Origin of the sequence: Bradyrhizobium sp. CCGB12 (assembly GCF_024199845.1) — a bacterium.
Classification (GTDB): Bacteria; Pseudomonadota; Alphaproteobacteria; order Rhizobiales; family Xanthobacteraceae; genus Bradyrhizobium.
In genome coordinates this window covers 1,073,784-1,089,447 of record NZ_JANADO010000001.1, presented here as the reverse complement: position 1 = coordinate 1,089,447, position 15,664 = coordinate 1,073,784, and the positions used below count along the sequence as shown (strand labels likewise).

The following is a 15,664-nucleotide window of genomic DNA, read 5'->3' as shown; positions in this document are numbered from 1 at the left end:
GCTTCCTCCTCGATTTGTTTGAATGTTATCCATGCAACGCATGACGCGCCATGTTTGCCAACTTTGCGTCGGCTTTTCTTGTTGCAGTGCAATGCGGCAAACCCTTTAAACTGAGGCAGAAAAGTGTCTCGCATCGCTACAGTAATCTCAGCCTTGTTCCTGTTGGGGATAGCGACGCTAGCACGCGCCGGAGCGGCCGAATTGCCTGTGAGCGAAGTCGCGCCGGGAATCTTCGTACACTCCGGGACCATTGCCCTGATGACCCACGACAACGGGGGCGACATCGCCAATGTCGGCTTTATCGTGGGCGATGACGCGGTGGCTGTCATTGATACCGGCGGGAGCCTGCGCGAAGGGGAGGCGCTGCTGGCCGCCGTGCGGGCGAAGACGCCCAAGCCGATCCGCTACGTCATCAACACTCACGGCCATCCCGATCATGTTTTCGGCAATGCTGCCTTCGCCGCCGGAAACACCACCTTCGTCGGCCATAGCAAGCTGCCGCAGGCGCTCGCGACGCGCGGGCCTTTCTATCTCGACAATTTTCGGCGCATCATGGGCAGCGAGCTGATCGATCCCGTGAAGATTATTGCTCCCACCCTGCTCGTTTCGGACACGATGATCCTGGATCTCGGGGCACGCCGACTGGCTCTGCGCGCTTGGCCGGCCGGGCACAGCGACAATGATCTGACCGTGTTCGATGAGACGACGAAAACACTGTTCGCGGGCGATCTCGTCTTTCTCCGCCACATTCCGGTCGTCGACGGCAGCATCCGTGGCTGGCTGGACACCCTGAAGCGGTTGGAGACCATCCCGGCGCTGCGCGTCGTTCCCGGTCACGGCCCCGTGAGCGACTGGCCTGCCGCACTGGCCGATGAACGGCGCTACCTGTCGACGCTGCTGTCCGACGTCCGCGACCTCAACAAAAAAGGCGAGCCGATCCGAACCGCCGCCGACAAGGCGGCCGCGTCGGAACGGCCGCGCTGGGAGCTGTTCGAGGACTACAACGCCCGCAACGCAACCGCAGCATTTTCGGAAATTGAATGGGAGTAGCGGTCGCGCTAGGCTGCACCGAACGACTGTATCGTCCGCAGGACCATAATCATGACGGGATGCACACGGCGCCTGACCCTTGCCCTCCTGCTCGGCATCGCCTTCGCGATGCCGGCGCAGGCTGAAGAGCCCTACGATCCCTGGCCGGGCCTGGTGCAGGACATCTTCAGCAACCGTCCGATGAACGACGGCAGCGCCGTGATCGGCATCGAGATGCCGTATCGCGCCGAGGACGCCGCCATCGTGCCGGTGACCTTGCGCAGCAAGCTGTCGCCCGGCGACAGCAGGCGCATCCGTTCGATCACGCTGGTGATCGACCGCAACCCGGCGCCGATGGCGGCGAAGTTCGAGCTTGGACCGGATGCCAATGTCACGGAGATCTCGACGCGCGTCCGCGTCAACAACTACACCGACGTGCACGCGGTGGCCGAGCTCAGCGACGGCCAGCTTTATGTCTCGAAAGTCTATGTGAAGGCCTCCGGCGGCTGCTCCGCACCGGCGGGCAAGAACATCGAGGAAGCCAAGGCCCGGCTCGGCAAGATGCGCTACCGGCAATTCGCACGCGAGGAGGCGCCGGCGAGCCGCGTGCGCGAGGCGCAGATCATGATCGGCCATCCCAACAATTCCGGCCTGCAGATGGACCAGGTCACGCAGCTCTACATCCCTGCCTTCTTCATCAACCAGCTCAAGCTGACGCAGGACGACAGCCCTGTGCTGTCGATGGAAGGCGGCATCTCGATCTCGGAAGATCCCAATTTGCGCTTCACCTATGTCTCCAACGGCGCCAAGCGCTTCCGCGCGGAGGCAAAGGACACGGATGGGCACGTGTTCCGCAATGAGTGGGATGTGGAGAAGCCGGGGACGTGAGTCTCTCGGTCGTCATGGCCGGGCTTGTCCCGGCCATCCACGAACTTCGCATCTGCCTAAGAACGTGGATGCCCGGGACAAGCCCGGGCATGACGAATGCGGTTGGCATTGAGCAGGCCGTCAGAAACACCTCACCTCTGCCTCTGCCTGCGCGCGGCGCAAATCATTCACCGCCGAGTTCGCCTGCTGGGAGGTGCGGAACGGGACGCCGAGATCGCCGCGCACCTGGGACATGCTCAGCGCCGTCTCCGCCGTGACGTAGCGCTCATAGGGCACGATCGAGGCCACCACGTCGACCGAGCAGGAACATTGCTCGATCGCAGACCGCGTCTCGCCATTGGCCTTCATGCAGCCATAGACGTATTCCGCGCGCGCTGACGTCGGATAGTCATTGGCCTCCTCGGCCCGCGCCACGCATGCGGTCGCCGCCAGCACCGCCAATGCGGCGACAATCGGTCGTAGCTGTCCCGCCAGTTTCATGCGCATCCTCCCGCTGGTTGCGACCAAAGCTATGCTATGCGTATTGTCCTGAAAAGCACTCTGTCAGAGGAAACGGCTCACAAGGTGATGAGAGCACTTGGTGTAAGGTCACTTGGTCGTACATTCGCGCTCGCGGCGACGCTGGCGCTGGCACAGATCGCATCCGGCCGCGCCGCGGATACCATCCGCCTTGCAGTGCAGAAAACCGGAACATTCTCCTGGGAGCTTGCTGCAATCCGCGCCAGCGGCCTTGACAAGGAGGCCGATCTGTCGCTCGACGTCACCGAGCTTGCGAGCCCCGAGGCCGGCAAGATCGCGCTGCGCGCAGGCAGCGCCGACATCATCCTGTCGGACTGGCTGTGGGTGTCGCGCGAGCGCGCGCTCGGCGCCAAGCTCACGTTCTATCCTTACTCCAGTGCGCTCGGCGCGGTGATGGTGCCGGCGGCATCTCCAATCAAGACGCTCGCCGACCTCAGGGGACGCAAACTTGCCGTCGGCGGCGGAGCGATCGACAAGAGCTGGCTGCTGCTGCAGGCAAGCATGAAGCAGGACGGCATCGATCTGAAGTCTGCGGCGACCATTGTCTATGGCGCCCCACCCCTGATCGCCGCCAAGGCGCTCGACGGCGAGATGGATGCCAGTCTCAACTTCTGGAATTTCTGCGCCCAGCTGGAGGCCAAGGGTTTTCGTCGCCTCGCCGGCATCGAGGACATCCTGCCAAAACTCGGTGCCAAGGGAGCGGTCTCCGCGGTTGGCTATGTCTTCGACGAGAGCTGGGCGGCAAGCCATCGTGACGCCGTGGCGCGCTTCATCGCGATGACCCGCAAGGCCAAGGAGCTGCTCGTGACCTCGGATGCGGCCTGGGACAAGATCGTGCCGCTCACTGGCACCACCGATCCGGCCATGCTCAAGACCTATCGCGACCGCTATCGCGACGGCATCCCGCGCCGGAGCATCGCCGACGAGGAGGCGGATGCGCGGGTGCTCTACCGCGTGCTCGCCGAGATCGGGGGCCGCGATCTCGTCGGACCGACGGTCGACCTCGATCCCGGTACCTTCTATCACGCAGTCCCCGGAGACTGAGGTGCTGCGTCTCCTCTCGTTCGCCCTGTTGCTCGCAATCTGGTGGATCGCCGCGCTGTTCGTCGGCGGCGCAAAGCTGCCCTCGCCGCCGGCCGTGCTCCAGGTGATGATCGCGGAGGCCTTGAGCGGTGCGTTGTTCCTGCATCTTGGCGCCACGCTGGCGCGCGTGGCGCTCGCCTTCACATTGGCGATGTCGCTCGGCAGTGCCATCGGCTATCTGATGGGCCGGGTGAAGCTTGCCGACCGGCTCGGTGATCCCTGGCTGATCCTTCTGCTCAATCTGCCCGCATTGGTCGTGATCGTGCTGGCCTATATCTGGGCTGGCCTCACCGAGGCCGCCGCGATCGCGGCGATCGCCATCAACAAGCTGCCGACTGCCATCGTCACCCTGCGCGAGGGGACCCGCGCGCTCGACAGCTCGCTCGACGAGATGGCGAGCGTGTTCGCGATGCCGCGCTGGCGCGCCTTCCGCCACGTCGTGCTGCCGCAGCTCGCGCCTTATATCGCGGCCTCCGCCCGTTCCGGATTGTCGCTGGTGTGGAAGATCGTGCTGGTCGCCGAGCTCCTGGGACGTCCGAACGGCGTCGGCTTCGAGATCGGCGTCGCCTTCCAGCTGTTCGACACGCCGCGGCTGCTCGCCTATTCGCTGACCTTTGCCGCCGTCGTGCTCGTCATCGAAACCTTGCTGGTGCAGCCGTTCGAAGCCCGCGCAACACGGTGGCGGCCCCGTGCGGCTTGAGGTCGAGATCACAGGCAAGACGTTCAGGAGTGCCGCGGGCGGAACGCACGAGGTGCTGGCGCCAGTCAAATTCACGCTTCAATCCGGTGAAGTCGGCGTGCTGATCGGCCCGTCAGGCTGCGGCAAGAGCACGATGCTGCGCATCATCCTGGGGCTCGACCACGAATTTCAGGGGCGCATTGCGCGGCCGCCGCAGGCACGGATCGGCATGGTGTTCCAGGAGCCACGGCTGCTGCCGTGGCGCTCGGTCGAGCAGAATGTGCGATTGGCTGCCCCTGACGTCACCGATGCGAAGCTCGCCGAGCTGTTCAGGATCCTGGAGCTGGAGGCGCATCGCGACCATTTCCCCGGCGAATTGTCGCTGGGCCTTGCCCGGCGCGTGGCGTTGGCGCGCGCCTTCGCGGTCGAGCCCGACCTGCTGGTGCTCGACGAGCCCCTCGCCTCGCTCGACGATGCGCTCGCCGGCCGTCTGCGCGACGAGATCGCAACGCTGGTGGCGAGCCGTCCGGTGATGACGCTGCTCGTCACTCACAGCCTCGACGATGCGATCCGGCTCGGCGACCGCCTGCTCTTCCTGTCGCCGCGCCCGGCTCGCATCGTGCAGGAGGTGCCGATCGCCATTCCGCGCGACGCACGCGGCGAAGCTGAGATTGCGGCGATCAAGGCCGGGCTAGCGCGGCGCATCCAAGGGGAAGGCGACGAACGCGCCGGGCGGGATGCCTCATAGGCAATCGCGCGAGGCGCGTGCTAGATTGGGTTGCAGCGGAGTCTGCTGATGAAGCGAACGATCGCCCTGATGGCGCTTGGCCTTGCTCTGCTCGCGACAACGGCGCGCGCGCAGGACATGATGCGCGATCTCGATCTGACGTCACCCGCCATGGTCTCTGCCGAGATGAGCCGGCAGGAGGTCGAGGCCACGCTGGCCAAAGCGAGCGCCGGCGCGCCCGCCGATTTGACCGGTAAGCGGTTATCGGGGCTCGATCTCAGTGGTCTCGACCTGAGCAAGGCAATTCTCCGTGCGGCACGGCTCAACAAGACGAAACTCGTCGGCGCCCGGCTTGATGGGGCGATCCTCGATCAGGCGTGGCTGCTGGATGCAGATCTCACGGGCGCGAGCCTGAAGGGCGCCAATCTGTTCGCGTCACAGATGGCACGTGCTCGCCTCGACGGCGCCAATCTGACCGGTGCGCGGATCACTGCAGATCTGACCGGCGCGAGCATGGTCGGCACGTCGATCGCGGATGCGCATCTCGGTGCCGACATGCGCAACCAGTCGATGGGGCTGATGCGCGCGGTGCTGAGATCCGCCAATCTGGAACGGCTGAACGCGCGCAACGCCGATTTGTCACGCGTCGACCTCGAATTCGCAGTCCTCAGGGGCGCCGACCTGAGCGGTGCATCGCTGAAAAACGCCCAACTCGGCGGAGCCGATCTGACCGGCGCCATCGTCATTGACGCCGATTTCGATGGCGCCGATCTCGTCTCGGCAAAGCTGATCGCCCCGAACGGCCTTGACCGCGCCAAAAATTTCGACAAGGCAAAGAACCGCGAACGCCTGATCAGGGAATGAAGGCGCGCCTTTGGGAGGACTGGCTGATGCGTTGGGTTCTGGCTTTGATCGCGTTGTTGACGCTTGCCGGCGAAGCCGCCGCGCAGACCAAGGGCAAGGGCATCCGGCTGTGGAATCTGACGACGGAGACGATCTCGGGCTTTCAGCTGTCGCCGGCCGGCAAGACCGACTGGGGTCCGAACCAGTGCTTGAACGACAAGGACAAGGAGGTCGACCACGACGAGCGGCTGCGCATTACCGGCGTCGAGCCCGGCCGCTATGATGCCAAGGTCAGCTATCCCAATGCGCGGCAGTGCATCGTTCGCGACATCGAGATCAGGGCGGATGCGGTATTCTCGATCGCCGACAAGGATCTGAAGGACTGCACCAAGTAGCGCCACCTCCCTCATCCTGAGGAGCCTGCGAAGCAGGCATCTCGAAGGATGGCTGCGGGCGAGAGCCGGGCCTGCATGGTTCGAGACGCGCTTCGCGCTCCTCACCATGAGGATCTTGGAGTAACGCGCGGCTCACGCCTTGTCGTTCGGGTGCGGATATTCGCAGCGCCACCGCACCGCATGCCACTTCGGATGCTCGCCGACCCATTGCGCGATATAGGGCGGCGCGGCCATCGCGCATTGCCGCGGCGACCCGGAATAGTTGAATACCAGATGCTGCTCCTCGCAGGTTGCAGGCGAGAGCACCGCACACACAGTCACCACCAGGTCAATCGGGTTCATCCGGGATCCTCTCGCAAGGGGCGGTGGAGATTAGCACGAAAGGGTTACGTTCCAAGGAGGGGGAAGTTTCAATCCGGACCGCGACGGAGCAGAACTTCACTTTCCAGCCTCGCCATCGGATGCACCGACCTTCATCCATTGGAAGACGTGAAACCAGCGCCTTGCCGCCCGTTCGTTTCGTCAATAAGCTGGTTCCCCACAACTGCTAACAGGCTGATGGCACTTACAGAACCTCCCTGGCGCGACGTCGGCGTCGCCGCATATCTGCTGGCGTGCGTCGCCGGCATCACGGCTTTCACGGGTCACGCCCGGCAAGTCGCCGCGCAACCGCAGTTGGACAAATCGGACTCGGGCCGCATGGAGCCTTCCCGTCCTGCAAACAACGACCAGCCGGCGGTCAAGCTTACGTCGAGCCAGCAGGGGCAGGTTGGCCTCGAAACCGCGATCGTAAAAGCCGCTCCGCATCCCGAGCAAATCCGCGCATATGGAGCGGTGCTAGACATCTCCCGCATTACGGAGCTCACCAACAGCTACGCCAATGCGCAGGCTCAACTCCAGACGGCGCAGGCCAAGCTTGAAGTCGCCAAGAGCGCATTCGAACGGACCAAGAATCTGGTCGACTCCGCCGCTCTCCCAAAAAAGGAAGCCGAAATCGCAGAGGGGACTTTGCGAGCCGACAGGGCGGCGCTTACCGCAGCGGAATCGCAGGTCCGAACTCTCGCGGCAACGGCGCAGCAGGAGTGGGGACCGGTGATCGGCCGGGGAATCGTCGAGCGCGCACCCTCCGTTGTCAGGTTGATCGAGCGCGATCAATTTCTGGTTCAGGTGACGTTGCCGCCCGGCGCGACTGTCATTGCGGCGCCGGGAGCGGCTCTCGCGCAGGCGCCGACGCGGAATGCGAATATCGATCTCCAATACATGTCCCCGGCAACACGCACCGATCCCCGGATTCAGGGATTGAGCTATTTTTTCTCTGCGCCAGGCGACAGCGGGCTGCTGCCCGGCATGAACACCATTGTTTATGTGCCGTCAGGCAACACCTACGACGGCGTGTTCATCGAGGACACCGCGATCGTGCGGTGGCAGGGGCGATCATGGGTTTACCTGCGAGTAAGCCCCGATAGCTTCCGACGGCACCCTATCAGCATGGATCAGCCGGTCTCGGATGACGATTACGTCGTCCGGGACATCCCATCCGGGTCCGAAATCGTCATGCGGGGCGCGCAGGTCCTGTTGTCCGAAGAGGCCAAGAGCGAGCTTCGGGGCGGCGACGATGACTGACGGCATCGGCTCCGGTTTGTCAGGGCCGCAAGCCGCTCTCGTCGCGTTCGCCATCCGCTTCCGCGGCATCGTGCTCGCGCTGTCCTTCGCGCTGCTGGGCTATGGCCTGTTCGCGCTCGGCGAAGCCAAATACGGAGTCTTCCCCGAGTTCGCGCCACCGCAGGTCACGATCCAGACCGAGGCCCCCGGCCTTAGCCCGGAGCACGTCGAGATCCTGGTCACGCAACCGATCGAAACGTCGATCAACGGCCTGGCCGGCGTCGAGAGTCTGCGCTCGTCGTCGATCCAGGGCCTCTCCGTCGTGACCGTCATCTTCCAGCCGCGCAGCGACATCTATCGGGCGCGCCAATTGGTGACCGAGCGTCTCGCCGTCGTCGCTGCGCGGCTGCCGCAAGGCGTGCAACCGCCGTCAATGACACCATTGACCCCGCTGGCCGGCACGGTGCTGGTCATCGGTCTGACGTCCGACCAGCGTTCGCTGATGGATCTGCGCACCATTGCGGATTGGACCGTTGCAAGACGGCTACTGGCCGTCCAGGGCGTAGCGCAAGTCTCCATTTACGGCAAAGATGTGAGATCACTACAGGTTCAGGTGCGCCCGGACGATCTGATCCGGTTCCGGGTCGGCCTGAACGACGTATTGGCCGCCGCGCGCAAGGCGACCGGAGTGCGAGGCGCCGGCTTCATCGATACGGCCAATCAACGCATCACACTGCAAACCCAGGGACAGTCTCTGACGCCCGACCAGCTCGCCCGCACCGTTCTTCTGCACGAGGGCGGCGCAAGCGTGGTTCTCGGCGACGTCGCCACCGTCGTGACTGCCCCCGAGCCGCCAATCGGAGCCGCGCTCATCGACGGCTCACCTGGCATCATGCTCATGGTCAGCCAGCAATATGGCGCGAATACGCGAGAGGTCACCACGCGCGCGGAAGCCGCGCTGCAGGAGTTGCGACCCGGCCTCGAGGCCGACGGGGTCAAGCTCCATGCGGACATATTTCGCCCTGCCAATTTCATCGACGCGGCGACAGAGAACGTGCTCTACGCGCTGCTGATCGGCGGGGCGCTCGTGGTCGTCGTTCTCTTTCTCTTTCTGTTCGACTGGCGCACCTCGATCATTAGTTGCACTGCCATCCCCCTGTCGTTGATTGCGGCCGTGCTCGCACTGCAATGGATGGGGGAAACCCTCAACACAATGACGCTGGGCGGCCTTGCAATCGCGATCGGCGAAGTCGTCGATGACGCCGTGATCGGCGTCGAGAACGTCGTACGTCGATTGCGCGAAAATCGCCTGGCCACCGAGCCGAAACCCGAGGCACGCGTCGTGCTCGACGCCTTCCTCGAAGTACGCACCGCCGTTGCCTATGCGACATTTGCGGTGCTGCTGGTGTTCGTTCCGGTCCTGGGGCTTTCCGGCATTGCCGGCCGACTGTTCGCCCCCCTGGGCATCGCTTACATCCTCGCAGTGATCGCCTCGCTCGCGGTAGCCCTGACCGTCACCCCGGCGCTCTCCATGCTGCTCCTCGTCGGACGAAATGGCGGACGGCACCTGCATGAACCGCCGGCAGTGCGGTGGTCCCGTCGCTACTACCGCGCCTTGCTGCGTCGTATCGGCCGTTACCCGAAGCTGGTGATGACGGCAGCCGCGGCCATCACGATCGCCGGCGCGGCAATGCTGCCTTTCTTCGGCGGGACCTTCCTACCCGATCTGCGGGAGGGCCATTTGATCCTGCACGTCTCCGCGATCCCCGGCACCTCGCTCGACGAATCCCTCCGCATCGGCAAACTGATGACGGATACACTCCGGCATATCCCAGGTATTCGCAGGGTGGCGCAGCATGCAGGCCGCGCCGAGGCCGGCATCGACACGGTTGGTCCGCATTCCAGCGAGTTCGAGGTCGATCTGGAGCCGGGACTCTCGGGTCGGGCACAATCCGAAGCCGAAGCGCGCATCAGGGCCGCTCTGGCCGACTTCCCCGGGGTTTCCTTCTCGAGCAAGACCTATTTGACGGAGCGCGTGGAGGAAACCGTCTCCGGCTTCAGTGCGGCTGTGGTCATCAACATCTACGGGCCTGACCTCGACGCGCTCGATCGCGCCGCGCGCGATGTCGCACGCGAACTCGACGAGGTTGGGGGCGCCCTGGATGTGCAGCGGCGAACGCCGCCCGGAATGCCGCAGGTCAATGTGACGCTTCGGCCGACCGATCTGCAGCGCTGGGGGCTCGATGCGGTCGAGGTCCTCGAATTGGTCCGCACCGCCTATCAGGGCGACATCGTCGGCCAGGGATATGAAGGCAATGCCGTCTTCAACATCATCGTGATCCTTGATGCGCATGCCCGAGCCAGGCTCACCCAGATCGACGACCTGCCGGTGCGCACACCGAGCGGTGCCTACATTCTGCTGAAGCAAGTCGCCGACGTTTACGAAACCTCGGGCCGCTATCAGATCCAGCACCAGAATGCGCAGCGCGTTCAGACCGTCACGTCGAATGTCAGCGGACGCGACCTCGAATCCTTCGTGGCCGCCGCCAAACGCAAGCTGGCTCGCGAGGTCACGCTTCCGCCCGGTACCCGCATCGAATTTGCCGGAGCGGCTGAGGCCCAAGCCCGGTCGCGGCGCGATCTCGTCGTCAACTCCTTGCTTGCCGGGACGGGGATCATCGTTCTGCTTGCGATGGTGACCGGCCATTGGCGAAATCTGTTGCTGGTCATGATTAACCTACCGTTCGCCTTCGTCGGTGGCGTGTTCGCACTGGCGCTGACCGGTGGCCTCCTATCGCTCGGATCGATGGTCGGCTTTGTCACGCTGTTCGGCATCACGCTGCGCAATTCCATCCTCATGATCTCTCACTACGAGCACCTCGTCCTGGTCGACGGTCGCGTGTGGGGGCTCGACACCGCAATCGAGGGCGCGGCCGACCGTCTCGTCCCGATTCTCATGACGTCACTCGTGACCGGCCTGGGATTGCTTCCACTCGCGATCGGCGCGGGAGAACCGGGGCGTGAAATCGAGGGGCCGATGGCGATCGTCATCCTCGGGGGGCTGATGACATCGATGGCACTCAGCCTGCTGGTGCTGCCGACCCTGGCGCTTCGATTTGCGCGCTTCAAGGGCACGCGGGAGCGCGACGATTTCAAGCCTCAGATACTGCAGCAGCGCTGACCGTGCGTCAGCGCATAATGGTGCGCGGAAAGCGAAGGCCGCTCTTTACGGGGGGAGGACCGAGCCCGATCAGATATGACTTTGCATCAACGGCAAGGCGCGGGGGGTGCCACGTGATGAGACGCGATGGCGATCCCCGACACTGCCACGGCTTCGGCGGCGTTTGCCGTCGAAGCCGCGGCAGGTCGTCGGTCTTACTTGCGCGAAGCGCAGGCGTACATGTTGATTTCCATGCCGACCGGCACTTCCACGATCTTCGGAGCTTTCCAAGCCATTCGGGGTCTCCCAAGGTATTAAGCGCGACATCGCGCGGGGCAAAACCTAGGGCTGGGTCCCCTGCAGTTCAAGCGCCGATTCGAACGCCGAACGCGTCTGTGTCGATTCTTCGCGGCCGCACTTCTCTCTCGGGCAAAGCCAGTTCGCTCTTGGTCAAGCACGGAGCTGAACGACGCGACTTTGCCCGACACACCACGCCCGAATCGACACGAGTTGTGCCGCGTCAACAGTCCTTGCCAGCTGTTTGCGTGTTGGGCTTGGCACCTCCCGCGCTATCCGCTGCGGTTGGCTGGCTCTGCATCTGCCGCTGGGCATCTTCCGACGAGGCAGCCGCGCCGCTGCTGGCGCGATTCATCGTGCTGGTCGGCGGATGCTGACCCGTTTCGCTCGATGAGCTCTGTGACTGCGCCGAACCCACGGTGACCGGACCAGAACCGGCATCCTTGTCGGTGCTGGCGCTGCCGGTGTTGCACGGGCCAGCGACGGCGACGCCCGCGCTCAACGTTAGGATCGCGCAGGCAGCAAGAACGGAACGTTTCGTGTTCATCTGCTTCTCCTCTTCTCCCGCCGCGCTGCCCCGGCGCCAAGCAGGACGTCGCGAAGAGAACAGGCCGAGCAGCCCGATGTTCCGAGCTTTCCGGTCGGAACTAGGTTCCTGGCCGATGGTACTTCAGCGCAGCAGACGCAACAGCGCGCGGCCGGCCCGCGTTTTCAGCTCCTTCGCATCGAGCGTGCCGTCCTTGTCCGGATTGGCGGCACTGAAGCGCTGCTCCACCACGGACAGGTACTCGTCGAGCGTAAGGGTCCCGTCGCGATCAGGATCGGCGGCGGCGAGCTCCTTCGCCGACAACCGCCCGCGCAATTCGCGTGCATCGAGCGTGCCGTCGCGATCGGGATCGAGCTTGGCGAACAATGCGCTGGCCGCCTTCTTCACCTCGGCGAGATCGAGCGTGCCGTCATTGTCGGTATCGAACATCTTGACGGCACTGGCGGGTGCCGCGAGGGCCGGACCGGACAGCAATGCAACCGTGAGCGCGAGCGCAACTGAGCGACGTGACAACATCGAAACCTCCTGACGACCTCGATTAGAACGGGATCAAACCGAAATAAGTCCGTAAACGAGCCCTGGTTCAAGTCGAAAATTGCAACCTGCGCGCGCCCCGACTCGCCGCCCCCCGGCGGGGACAGCCTAGCGGCTTCCATCCGGGCCGCTCCGTGCCGCGGAATTTTTCCAGCGTCTGCACACAAGTGAGCGTGGGGCTGTAAGGTTTCCGTCAGGTGACTGGCATCTGGCGTTCAACATATAGGCGTCGCACTTTCGACTTTCGTATTGACGCGTTTTGCATTCGGGCCGAGTGTTGTTCCCGCAGCGTCAATAGACGCGCATATTGGGAGGAACGGATGAAACGCTTTGCGATGGCCGCGAGCCTCGTCATGCTTGCATCGACTTGTGCAAGTGCACAGACCACCGAGCAGTTGGTCAAGGGCGCGACCGATACTTCGAACGTTCTCAACTACGGGATGGGCTACAATCTCCAGCGCTTCTCGACGCTGAACCAGATCAACAAGGACACCGTCAAGAATCTCGTCCCGGTCTGGAATTACTCGTTCAACGACGATCGCAGCGAGGAATCGCAACCGCTGGTGTACCAGGGCGTGATCTACGTGACCTCGCACAATGCGACCATGGCGGTCGACGTCAAGACCGGCAAGCAGATCTGGAAAACCAAGGTCGAGTATCCCGCCGAGACGCCTCGCATCGTCTGCTGCGGCATCATCAACCGCGGCGCCGCGCTCTACGACGGCAAGGTGTTCCGCACCACGCTCGACGCCAACGTGATCGCGCTCGATGCCAAGACCGGCAAGGAGCTGTGGCGGCAGAAGGCCGCCGACATCAAGGAAGGCTATTCGATGACGGTGGCCCCGCTGGTCGCCGACGGTGTCGTCATCACCGGCATCTCCGGCGCCGAGTTCGGCACGCGCGGCTTCATCGACGGCTGGGATCCGGCGACGGGCAAGCATCTCTGGCGCACCCATTCGATCCCCTCGCCGGACGAGCCCGGCGGCGACACGTGGAAAGGCGACACCTGGAAGCTCGGCGGCGGTTCGACCTGGATCACGGGCTCTTATGACCCCGAGCTGAACACAGTCTATTGGGGTATCGGCAATCCCGGCCCGTTCAACTCCGCGGTGCGCCCCGGCGACAATCTCTACACCTGCTCCGTGCTGGCGATGGATCCCAAGACCGGCAAGATCAAGTGGCACTACCAGTTCTCGCCGAACAACCCGTTCGACTATGACAGCGTAGCCGAGATGGTGCTCGCCGACATGAACGTCGAAGGCAAGCCGACCAAGGTGCTGATGGACGCCAACCGCAACGGCTTCTTCTACGTGCTCGACCGCACCAACGGCAAGCTGCTCGCGGCCAACCCTTACGTGAAGGTCAACTGGGCGACCGGCATCGACATGAAGACGGGACGTCCGATCGAGACCGACGTTTCGAAGGACGCACGCGAGGGCAAGAAGGTCACGGTCTATCCGTCGATCCTCGGCGGCAAGAACTGGGAGCCGATGTCGTTCAATCCGCAGACGGGCCTTGCCTACGCCAACACCCTCGCCTTCGGCGGCAGGTACAAGACCGAGCCCGTCACCTTCAAGCAGGGTGAATGGTATCTCGGCATGGACCTCACCGATCTCTGGGAGTGGGGTGACGGCCCGCGCGGCCATCTGAAGGCAATCGATCCCTTGACCGGCAAGTCCAAGTGGGAAGCGCCGAGCGACATCCCGCGCTTCTCGGGCGTGCTGTCGACCGCGGGGGGCGTCGTGTTCTCGGGCGCGCTGACTGGCGAGTTCGAGGCCTTCGACGCCGACACCGGCAAGAAGCTCTGGCAGTTCCAGACCGGCTCCGGCATCGAGGGACAGCCGGTCACCTGGCAGCAGGACGGCGTGCAGTACGTCGCAGTGACGAGCGGCTATGGCGGCGTCTACTCGCTGTTCTCCGGCGACGAGCGGTTGGCTCAGGTGCCACCCGGCGGCTCGCTGTGGGTCTTTGCGGTCAAGAAGTAACCACAGGCACGATGCTGAAAGAAACATCTTACAAGACGGCGGCGATGCTCGCCGCCGTCGCGGTGCTGACGGTCGCGCTTGCGGCGACCGTTCGTGCCGCGGACGACGCCACCGGCAATTCCATGCAGGCGCAGATCGACCATGGCAAGTCGACCTATGCCTCGAAATGCTCACACTGCCACGGCCCCAACATGATGAACTCCGGCACGATCACGCCGGACTTGCGTGCCTTTCCCGACGACAAGACACGCTTCGTCACCACGGTGAAGAACGGCAAGAACAACAAGATGCCGCCATGGGCCGACATCCTCAGCGACGACGAGATCGGCAATCTCTGGGCCTTTGTCTCGAGCCGGAGGAAACCATGAGGCGCTGGTTTGCCGCGTGGACCGTTGCCGTGATCCTCGCGGCGGCGCCCATTGTTGCGCGCGCGGCCGAGGATCCGCTGAAGATCTGTCTCGACGAGGACAGGCCGCCGCTCTCAGTGCATCACCGCGGCAAGTCGGATGCGGGCTTCGACGTGCTGCTGGCACAGGCGGTCGCCGAGCGCCTGCGACGGCCGCTGACGATCCAGTGGTTCGAGAGCAAACTCGATGAAGATTCCAGCCCGCAGCTCGAGGCCAATGCGCTGCTCTCGGACGGCCGCTGCGCGCTGGTCGGCGGTTATGCGCTGACGACGGATTCTCTCGTCAAGCCCGGCATGAAGACGGCGCGCCTGCCCGATTTCGCCGGGGCCAAGCGCGAAGACCGGCGTCGCCGCGTCGAACTCGGCGTGCTCGCGCCGAGCCAGCCCTATGTTTACTCGCCGATGACGGTGGTGCTCGGGCCGAAGGCGAAGGGCCGCAAGATCGGCGACATCGGCGACCTCGCCGGACTTCGCCTCGTCATCGAAAGCGGCTCACTCGGCGATGCCATCCTGATGACCTTCGACAAAGGGCGCCTGATCGACAACATCACTCATCTCGTGCCCGGCCGCGATGACCTCTTCGGCGCACTCCAGCGCGGCGACTATGACGCGACGCTGATCGACCTTGCGCGCCTCGATGCCCATCGCGCCGCCCAGCCTGATACGCCGATCACGGCGTCCGGCTACTACTACCCGATCGGCGCCAATCGCGGCTATGTCGGGCTTGCCAGCGACCCCGCCCTGATCGAGGCCGTCAACACGGCGCTTGGCCAGCTTGCCGCCGAAGGCAAGGTCGCCGAACTCGGCAAACAGGCCGGCCTCACCTATCTGCCGCCGCGCGAGCCTGCGATCCTCGGCGATGTCTGGATGAAGATCATTCAGCGCTGAGATTTCGTCATTCCGGGGCGCCCGCAGGGCGAACCCGGAATCCATGGGTCCACGGCGCATGCGGCCTCATGGATTCCGGGCC

The 15,664-nt window shown here is 64.1% G+C and carries 17 protein-coding genes; 12 read left to right on the top strand and 5 right to left on the bottom strand.

All coding sequences use genetic code 11. The features are described from left to right. Positions 1–123: 123 nt before the first annotated feature. Positions 124–1,050 carry a quinoprotein relay system zinc metallohydrolase 2 gene (locus tag NLM27_RS05025; RefSeq protein ID WP_254142292.1) on the top strand — a complete coding sequence of 309 codons (927 nt, stop codon included), beginning with the start codon at positions 124–126 and terminating at the stop codon, positions 1,048–1,050. A gap of 51 nt (positions 1,051–1,101) precedes the next feature. Further along, positions 1,102–1,917 (top strand): quinoprotein dehydrogenase-associated SoxYZ-like carrier, encoded by an 816-nt coding sequence (locus tag NLM27_RS05020; protein ID WP_254142291.1) that lies wholly within the window; start codon positions 1,102–1,104, stop codon positions 1,915–1,917. A gap of 120 nt (positions 1,918–2,037) precedes the next feature. Here the strand turns inward: NLM27_RS05020 and NLM27_RS05015 are convergent, their stop codons facing one another. Further along, positions 2,038–2,397, bottom strand: coding sequence for a hypothetical protein (locus tag NLM27_RS05015; protein ID WP_254142290.1), 360 nt, complete (start codon positions 2,395–2,397; stop codon positions 2,038–2,040). A gap of 87 nt (positions 2,398–2,484) precedes the next feature. Here NLM27_RS05015 and NLM27_RS05010 point away from each other — a divergent pair, with 87 nt between their 5' ends. From NLM27_RS05010 to NLM27_RS04990, 5 genes are read left to right on the top strand one after another with little or no spacing between them, the layout of a single operon-like run. Beyond that, a complete protein-coding gene (locus tag NLM27_RS05010; protein ID WP_254142289.1) occupies positions 2,485–3,480 on the top strand; it encodes an ABC transporter substrate-binding protein in 996 nt (331 codons plus the stop codon). Between the two features lies 1 nt (position 3,481). Then, positions 3,482–4,219 (top strand): ABC transporter permease, encoded by a 738-nt coding sequence (locus NLM27_RS05005; protein ID WP_254142288.1) that lies wholly within the window; start codon positions 3,482–3,484, stop codon positions 4,217–4,219. Beyond that, on the top strand, positions 4,209–4,946 hold the full coding sequence (locus tag NLM27_RS05000; RefSeq protein WP_254142287.1) for an ABC transporter ATP-binding protein: 738 nt from the start codon (positions 4,209–4,211) through the stop codon (positions 4,944–4,946). The genes NLM27_RS05005 and NLM27_RS05000 overlap by 11 nt, the downstream gene beginning before the upstream one ends. Before the next feature lie 48 nt (positions 4,947–4,994). After that, positions 4,995–5,789: a pentapeptide repeat-containing protein gene (locus NLM27_RS04995; protein WP_254142286.1), complete on the top strand. Its 795-nt coding sequence runs from the start codon at positions 4,995–4,997 to the stop codon at positions 5,787–5,789. A 26-nt stretch (positions 5,790–5,815) separates the two neighbouring features. Beyond that, on the top strand, positions 5,816–6,163 hold the full coding sequence (locus NLM27_RS04990) for a hypothetical protein (RefSeq protein WP_254142285.1): 348 nt from the start codon (positions 5,816–5,818) through the stop codon (positions 6,161–6,163). Positions 6,164–6,295: 132 nt separating this feature from the next. Here NLM27_RS04990 and NLM27_RS04985 read toward each other — a convergent pair whose 3' ends face one another. Next, positions 6,296–6,505, bottom strand: coding sequence for a hypothetical protein (locus tag NLM27_RS04985; protein WP_130211758.1), 210 nt, complete (start codon positions 6,503–6,505; stop codon positions 6,296–6,298). A gap of 357 nt (positions 6,506–6,862) precedes the next feature. Here NLM27_RS04985 and NLM27_RS04980 point away from each other — a divergent pair, with 357 nt between their 5' ends. Then, positions 6,863–7,786, top strand: a complete 924-nt coding sequence (locus NLM27_RS04980) for an efflux RND transporter periplasmic adaptor subunit (protein ID WP_254148757.1) — start codon at positions 6,863–6,865, stop codon at positions 7,784–7,786. Then, positions 7,779–10,946: an efflux RND transporter permease subunit gene (locus NLM27_RS04975; RefSeq protein ID WP_254142284.1), complete on the top strand. Its 3,168-nt coding sequence runs from the start codon at positions 7,779–7,781 to the stop codon at positions 10,944–10,946. Before NLM27_RS04980 ends, NLM27_RS04975 begins: the two co-directional genes overlap by 8 nt. 194 nt (positions 10,947–11,140) lie before the next feature. On the opposite strand, the gene pqqA is transcribed toward NLM27_RS04975, so the two are convergent. The 3 genes from pqqA to NLM27_RS04960 all read right to left on the bottom strand — a co-directional run bounded on the left by pqqA (position 11,141) and on the right by NLM27_RS04960 (position 12,285). Then, a complete protein-coding gene (pqqA, locus tag NLM27_RS04970; RefSeq protein WP_008562446.1) occupies positions 11,141–11,221 on the bottom strand; it encodes a pyrroloquinoline quinone precursor peptide PqqA in 81 nt (26 codons plus the stop codon). A gap of 224 nt (positions 11,222–11,445) precedes the next feature. Then, entirely contained in the window at positions 11,446–11,769 is a 324-nt protein-coding gene (locus tag NLM27_RS04965; protein ID WP_254142283.1) for a hypothetical protein, read from the bottom strand. Between the two features lie 123 nt (positions 11,770–11,892). Next, a complete protein-coding gene (locus tag NLM27_RS04960; protein WP_254142282.1) occupies positions 11,893–12,285 on the bottom strand; it encodes a calcium-binding protein in 393 nt (130 codons plus the stop codon). A gap of 338 nt (positions 12,286–12,623) precedes the next feature. Between NLM27_RS04960 and NLM27_RS04955 the strand changes: the two genes are divergently transcribed. Genes NLM27_RS04955 through NLM27_RS04945 form a run of 3 tightly spaced genes read left to right on the top strand, consistent with a single transcriptional unit; the run spans position 12,624 to position 15,582 of the window. Then, positions 12,624–14,288 carry a methanol/ethanol family PQQ-dependent dehydrogenase gene (locus tag NLM27_RS04955; RefSeq protein WP_254142281.1) on the top strand — a complete coding sequence of 555 codons (1,665 nt, stop codon included), beginning with the start codon at positions 12,624–12,626 and terminating at the stop codon, positions 14,286–14,288. Positions 14,289–14,299: 11 nt separating this feature from the next. Next, complete coding sequence (locus NLM27_RS04950) at positions 14,300–14,656, top strand: cytochrome c (RefSeq protein WP_254142280.1); 357 nt, start codon at positions 14,300–14,302, stop codon at positions 14,654–14,656. Next, positions 14,653–15,582 carry an ABC transporter substrate-binding protein gene (locus NLM27_RS04945; RefSeq protein WP_254142279.1) on the top strand — a complete coding sequence of 310 codons (930 nt, stop codon included), beginning with the start codon at positions 14,653–14,655 and terminating at the stop codon, positions 15,580–15,582. The genes NLM27_RS04950 and NLM27_RS04945 overlap by 4 nt, the downstream gene beginning before the upstream one ends. The last annotated feature ends 82 nt before the right edge of the window (positions 15,583–15,664 follow it).

Excerpts from the sequence above, each read along its gene's own strand:
- NLM27_RS04965 (WP_254142283.1), bottom strand. The coding sequence starts at position 11,769 with ATGAACACGAAACGTTCCGTTCTTGCTGCCTGCGCGATCCTAACGTTG.
- NLM27_RS04975 (WP_254142284.1), top strand. The coding sequence starts at position 7,779 with ATGACTGACGGCATCGGCTCCGGTTTGTCAGGGCCGCAAGCCGCTCTC.
- NLM27_RS04945 (WP_254142279.1), top strand. The coding sequence starts at position 14,653 with ATGAGGCGCTGGTTTGCCGCGTGGACCGTTGCCGTGATCCTCGCGGCG.
- NLM27_RS04980 (WP_254148757.1), top strand. The coding sequence starts at position 6,863 with ATGGAGCCTTCCCGTCCTGCAAACAACGACCAGCCGGCGGTCAAGCTT.
- NLM27_RS04995 (WP_254142286.1), top strand. The coding sequence starts at position 4,995 with ATGAAGCGAACGATCGCCCTGATGGCGCTTGGCCTTGCTCTGCTCGCG.
- NLM27_RS04950 (WP_254142280.1), top strand. The coding sequence starts at position 14,300 with ATGCTGAAAGAAACATCTTACAAGACGGCGGCGATGCTCGCCGCCGTC.
- pqqA (WP_008562446.1), bottom strand. The coding sequence starts at position 11,221 with ATGGCTTGGAAAGCTCCGAAGATCGTGGAAGTGCCGGTCGGCATGGAA.
- NLM27_RS05020 (WP_254142291.1), top strand. The coding sequence starts at position 1,102 with ATGACGGGATGCACACGGCGCCTGACCCTTGCCCTCCTGCTCGGCATC.
- NLM27_RS05010 (WP_254142289.1), top strand. The coding sequence starts at position 2,485 with ATGAGAGCACTTGGTGTAAGGTCACTTGGTCGTACATTCGCGCTCGCG.
- NLM27_RS04990 (WP_254142285.1), top strand. The coding sequence starts at position 5,816 with ATGCGTTGGGTTCTGGCTTTGATCGCGTTGTTGACGCTTGCCGGCGAA.
- NLM27_RS04955 (WP_254142281.1), top strand. The coding sequence starts at position 12,624 with ATGAAACGCTTTGCGATGGCCGCGAGCCTCGTCATGCTTGCATCGACT.
- NLM27_RS05015 (WP_254142290.1), bottom strand. The coding sequence starts at position 2,397 with ATGAAACTGGCGGGACAGCTACGACCGATTGTCGCCGCATTGGCGGTG.
- NLM27_RS04960 (WP_254142282.1), bottom strand. The coding sequence starts at position 12,285 with ATGTTGTCACGTCGCTCAGTTGCGCTCGCGCTCACGGTTGCATTGCTG.
- NLM27_RS04985 (WP_130211758.1), bottom strand. The coding sequence starts at position 6,505 with ATGAACCCGATTGACCTGGTGGTGACTGTGTGTGCGGTGCTCTCGCCT.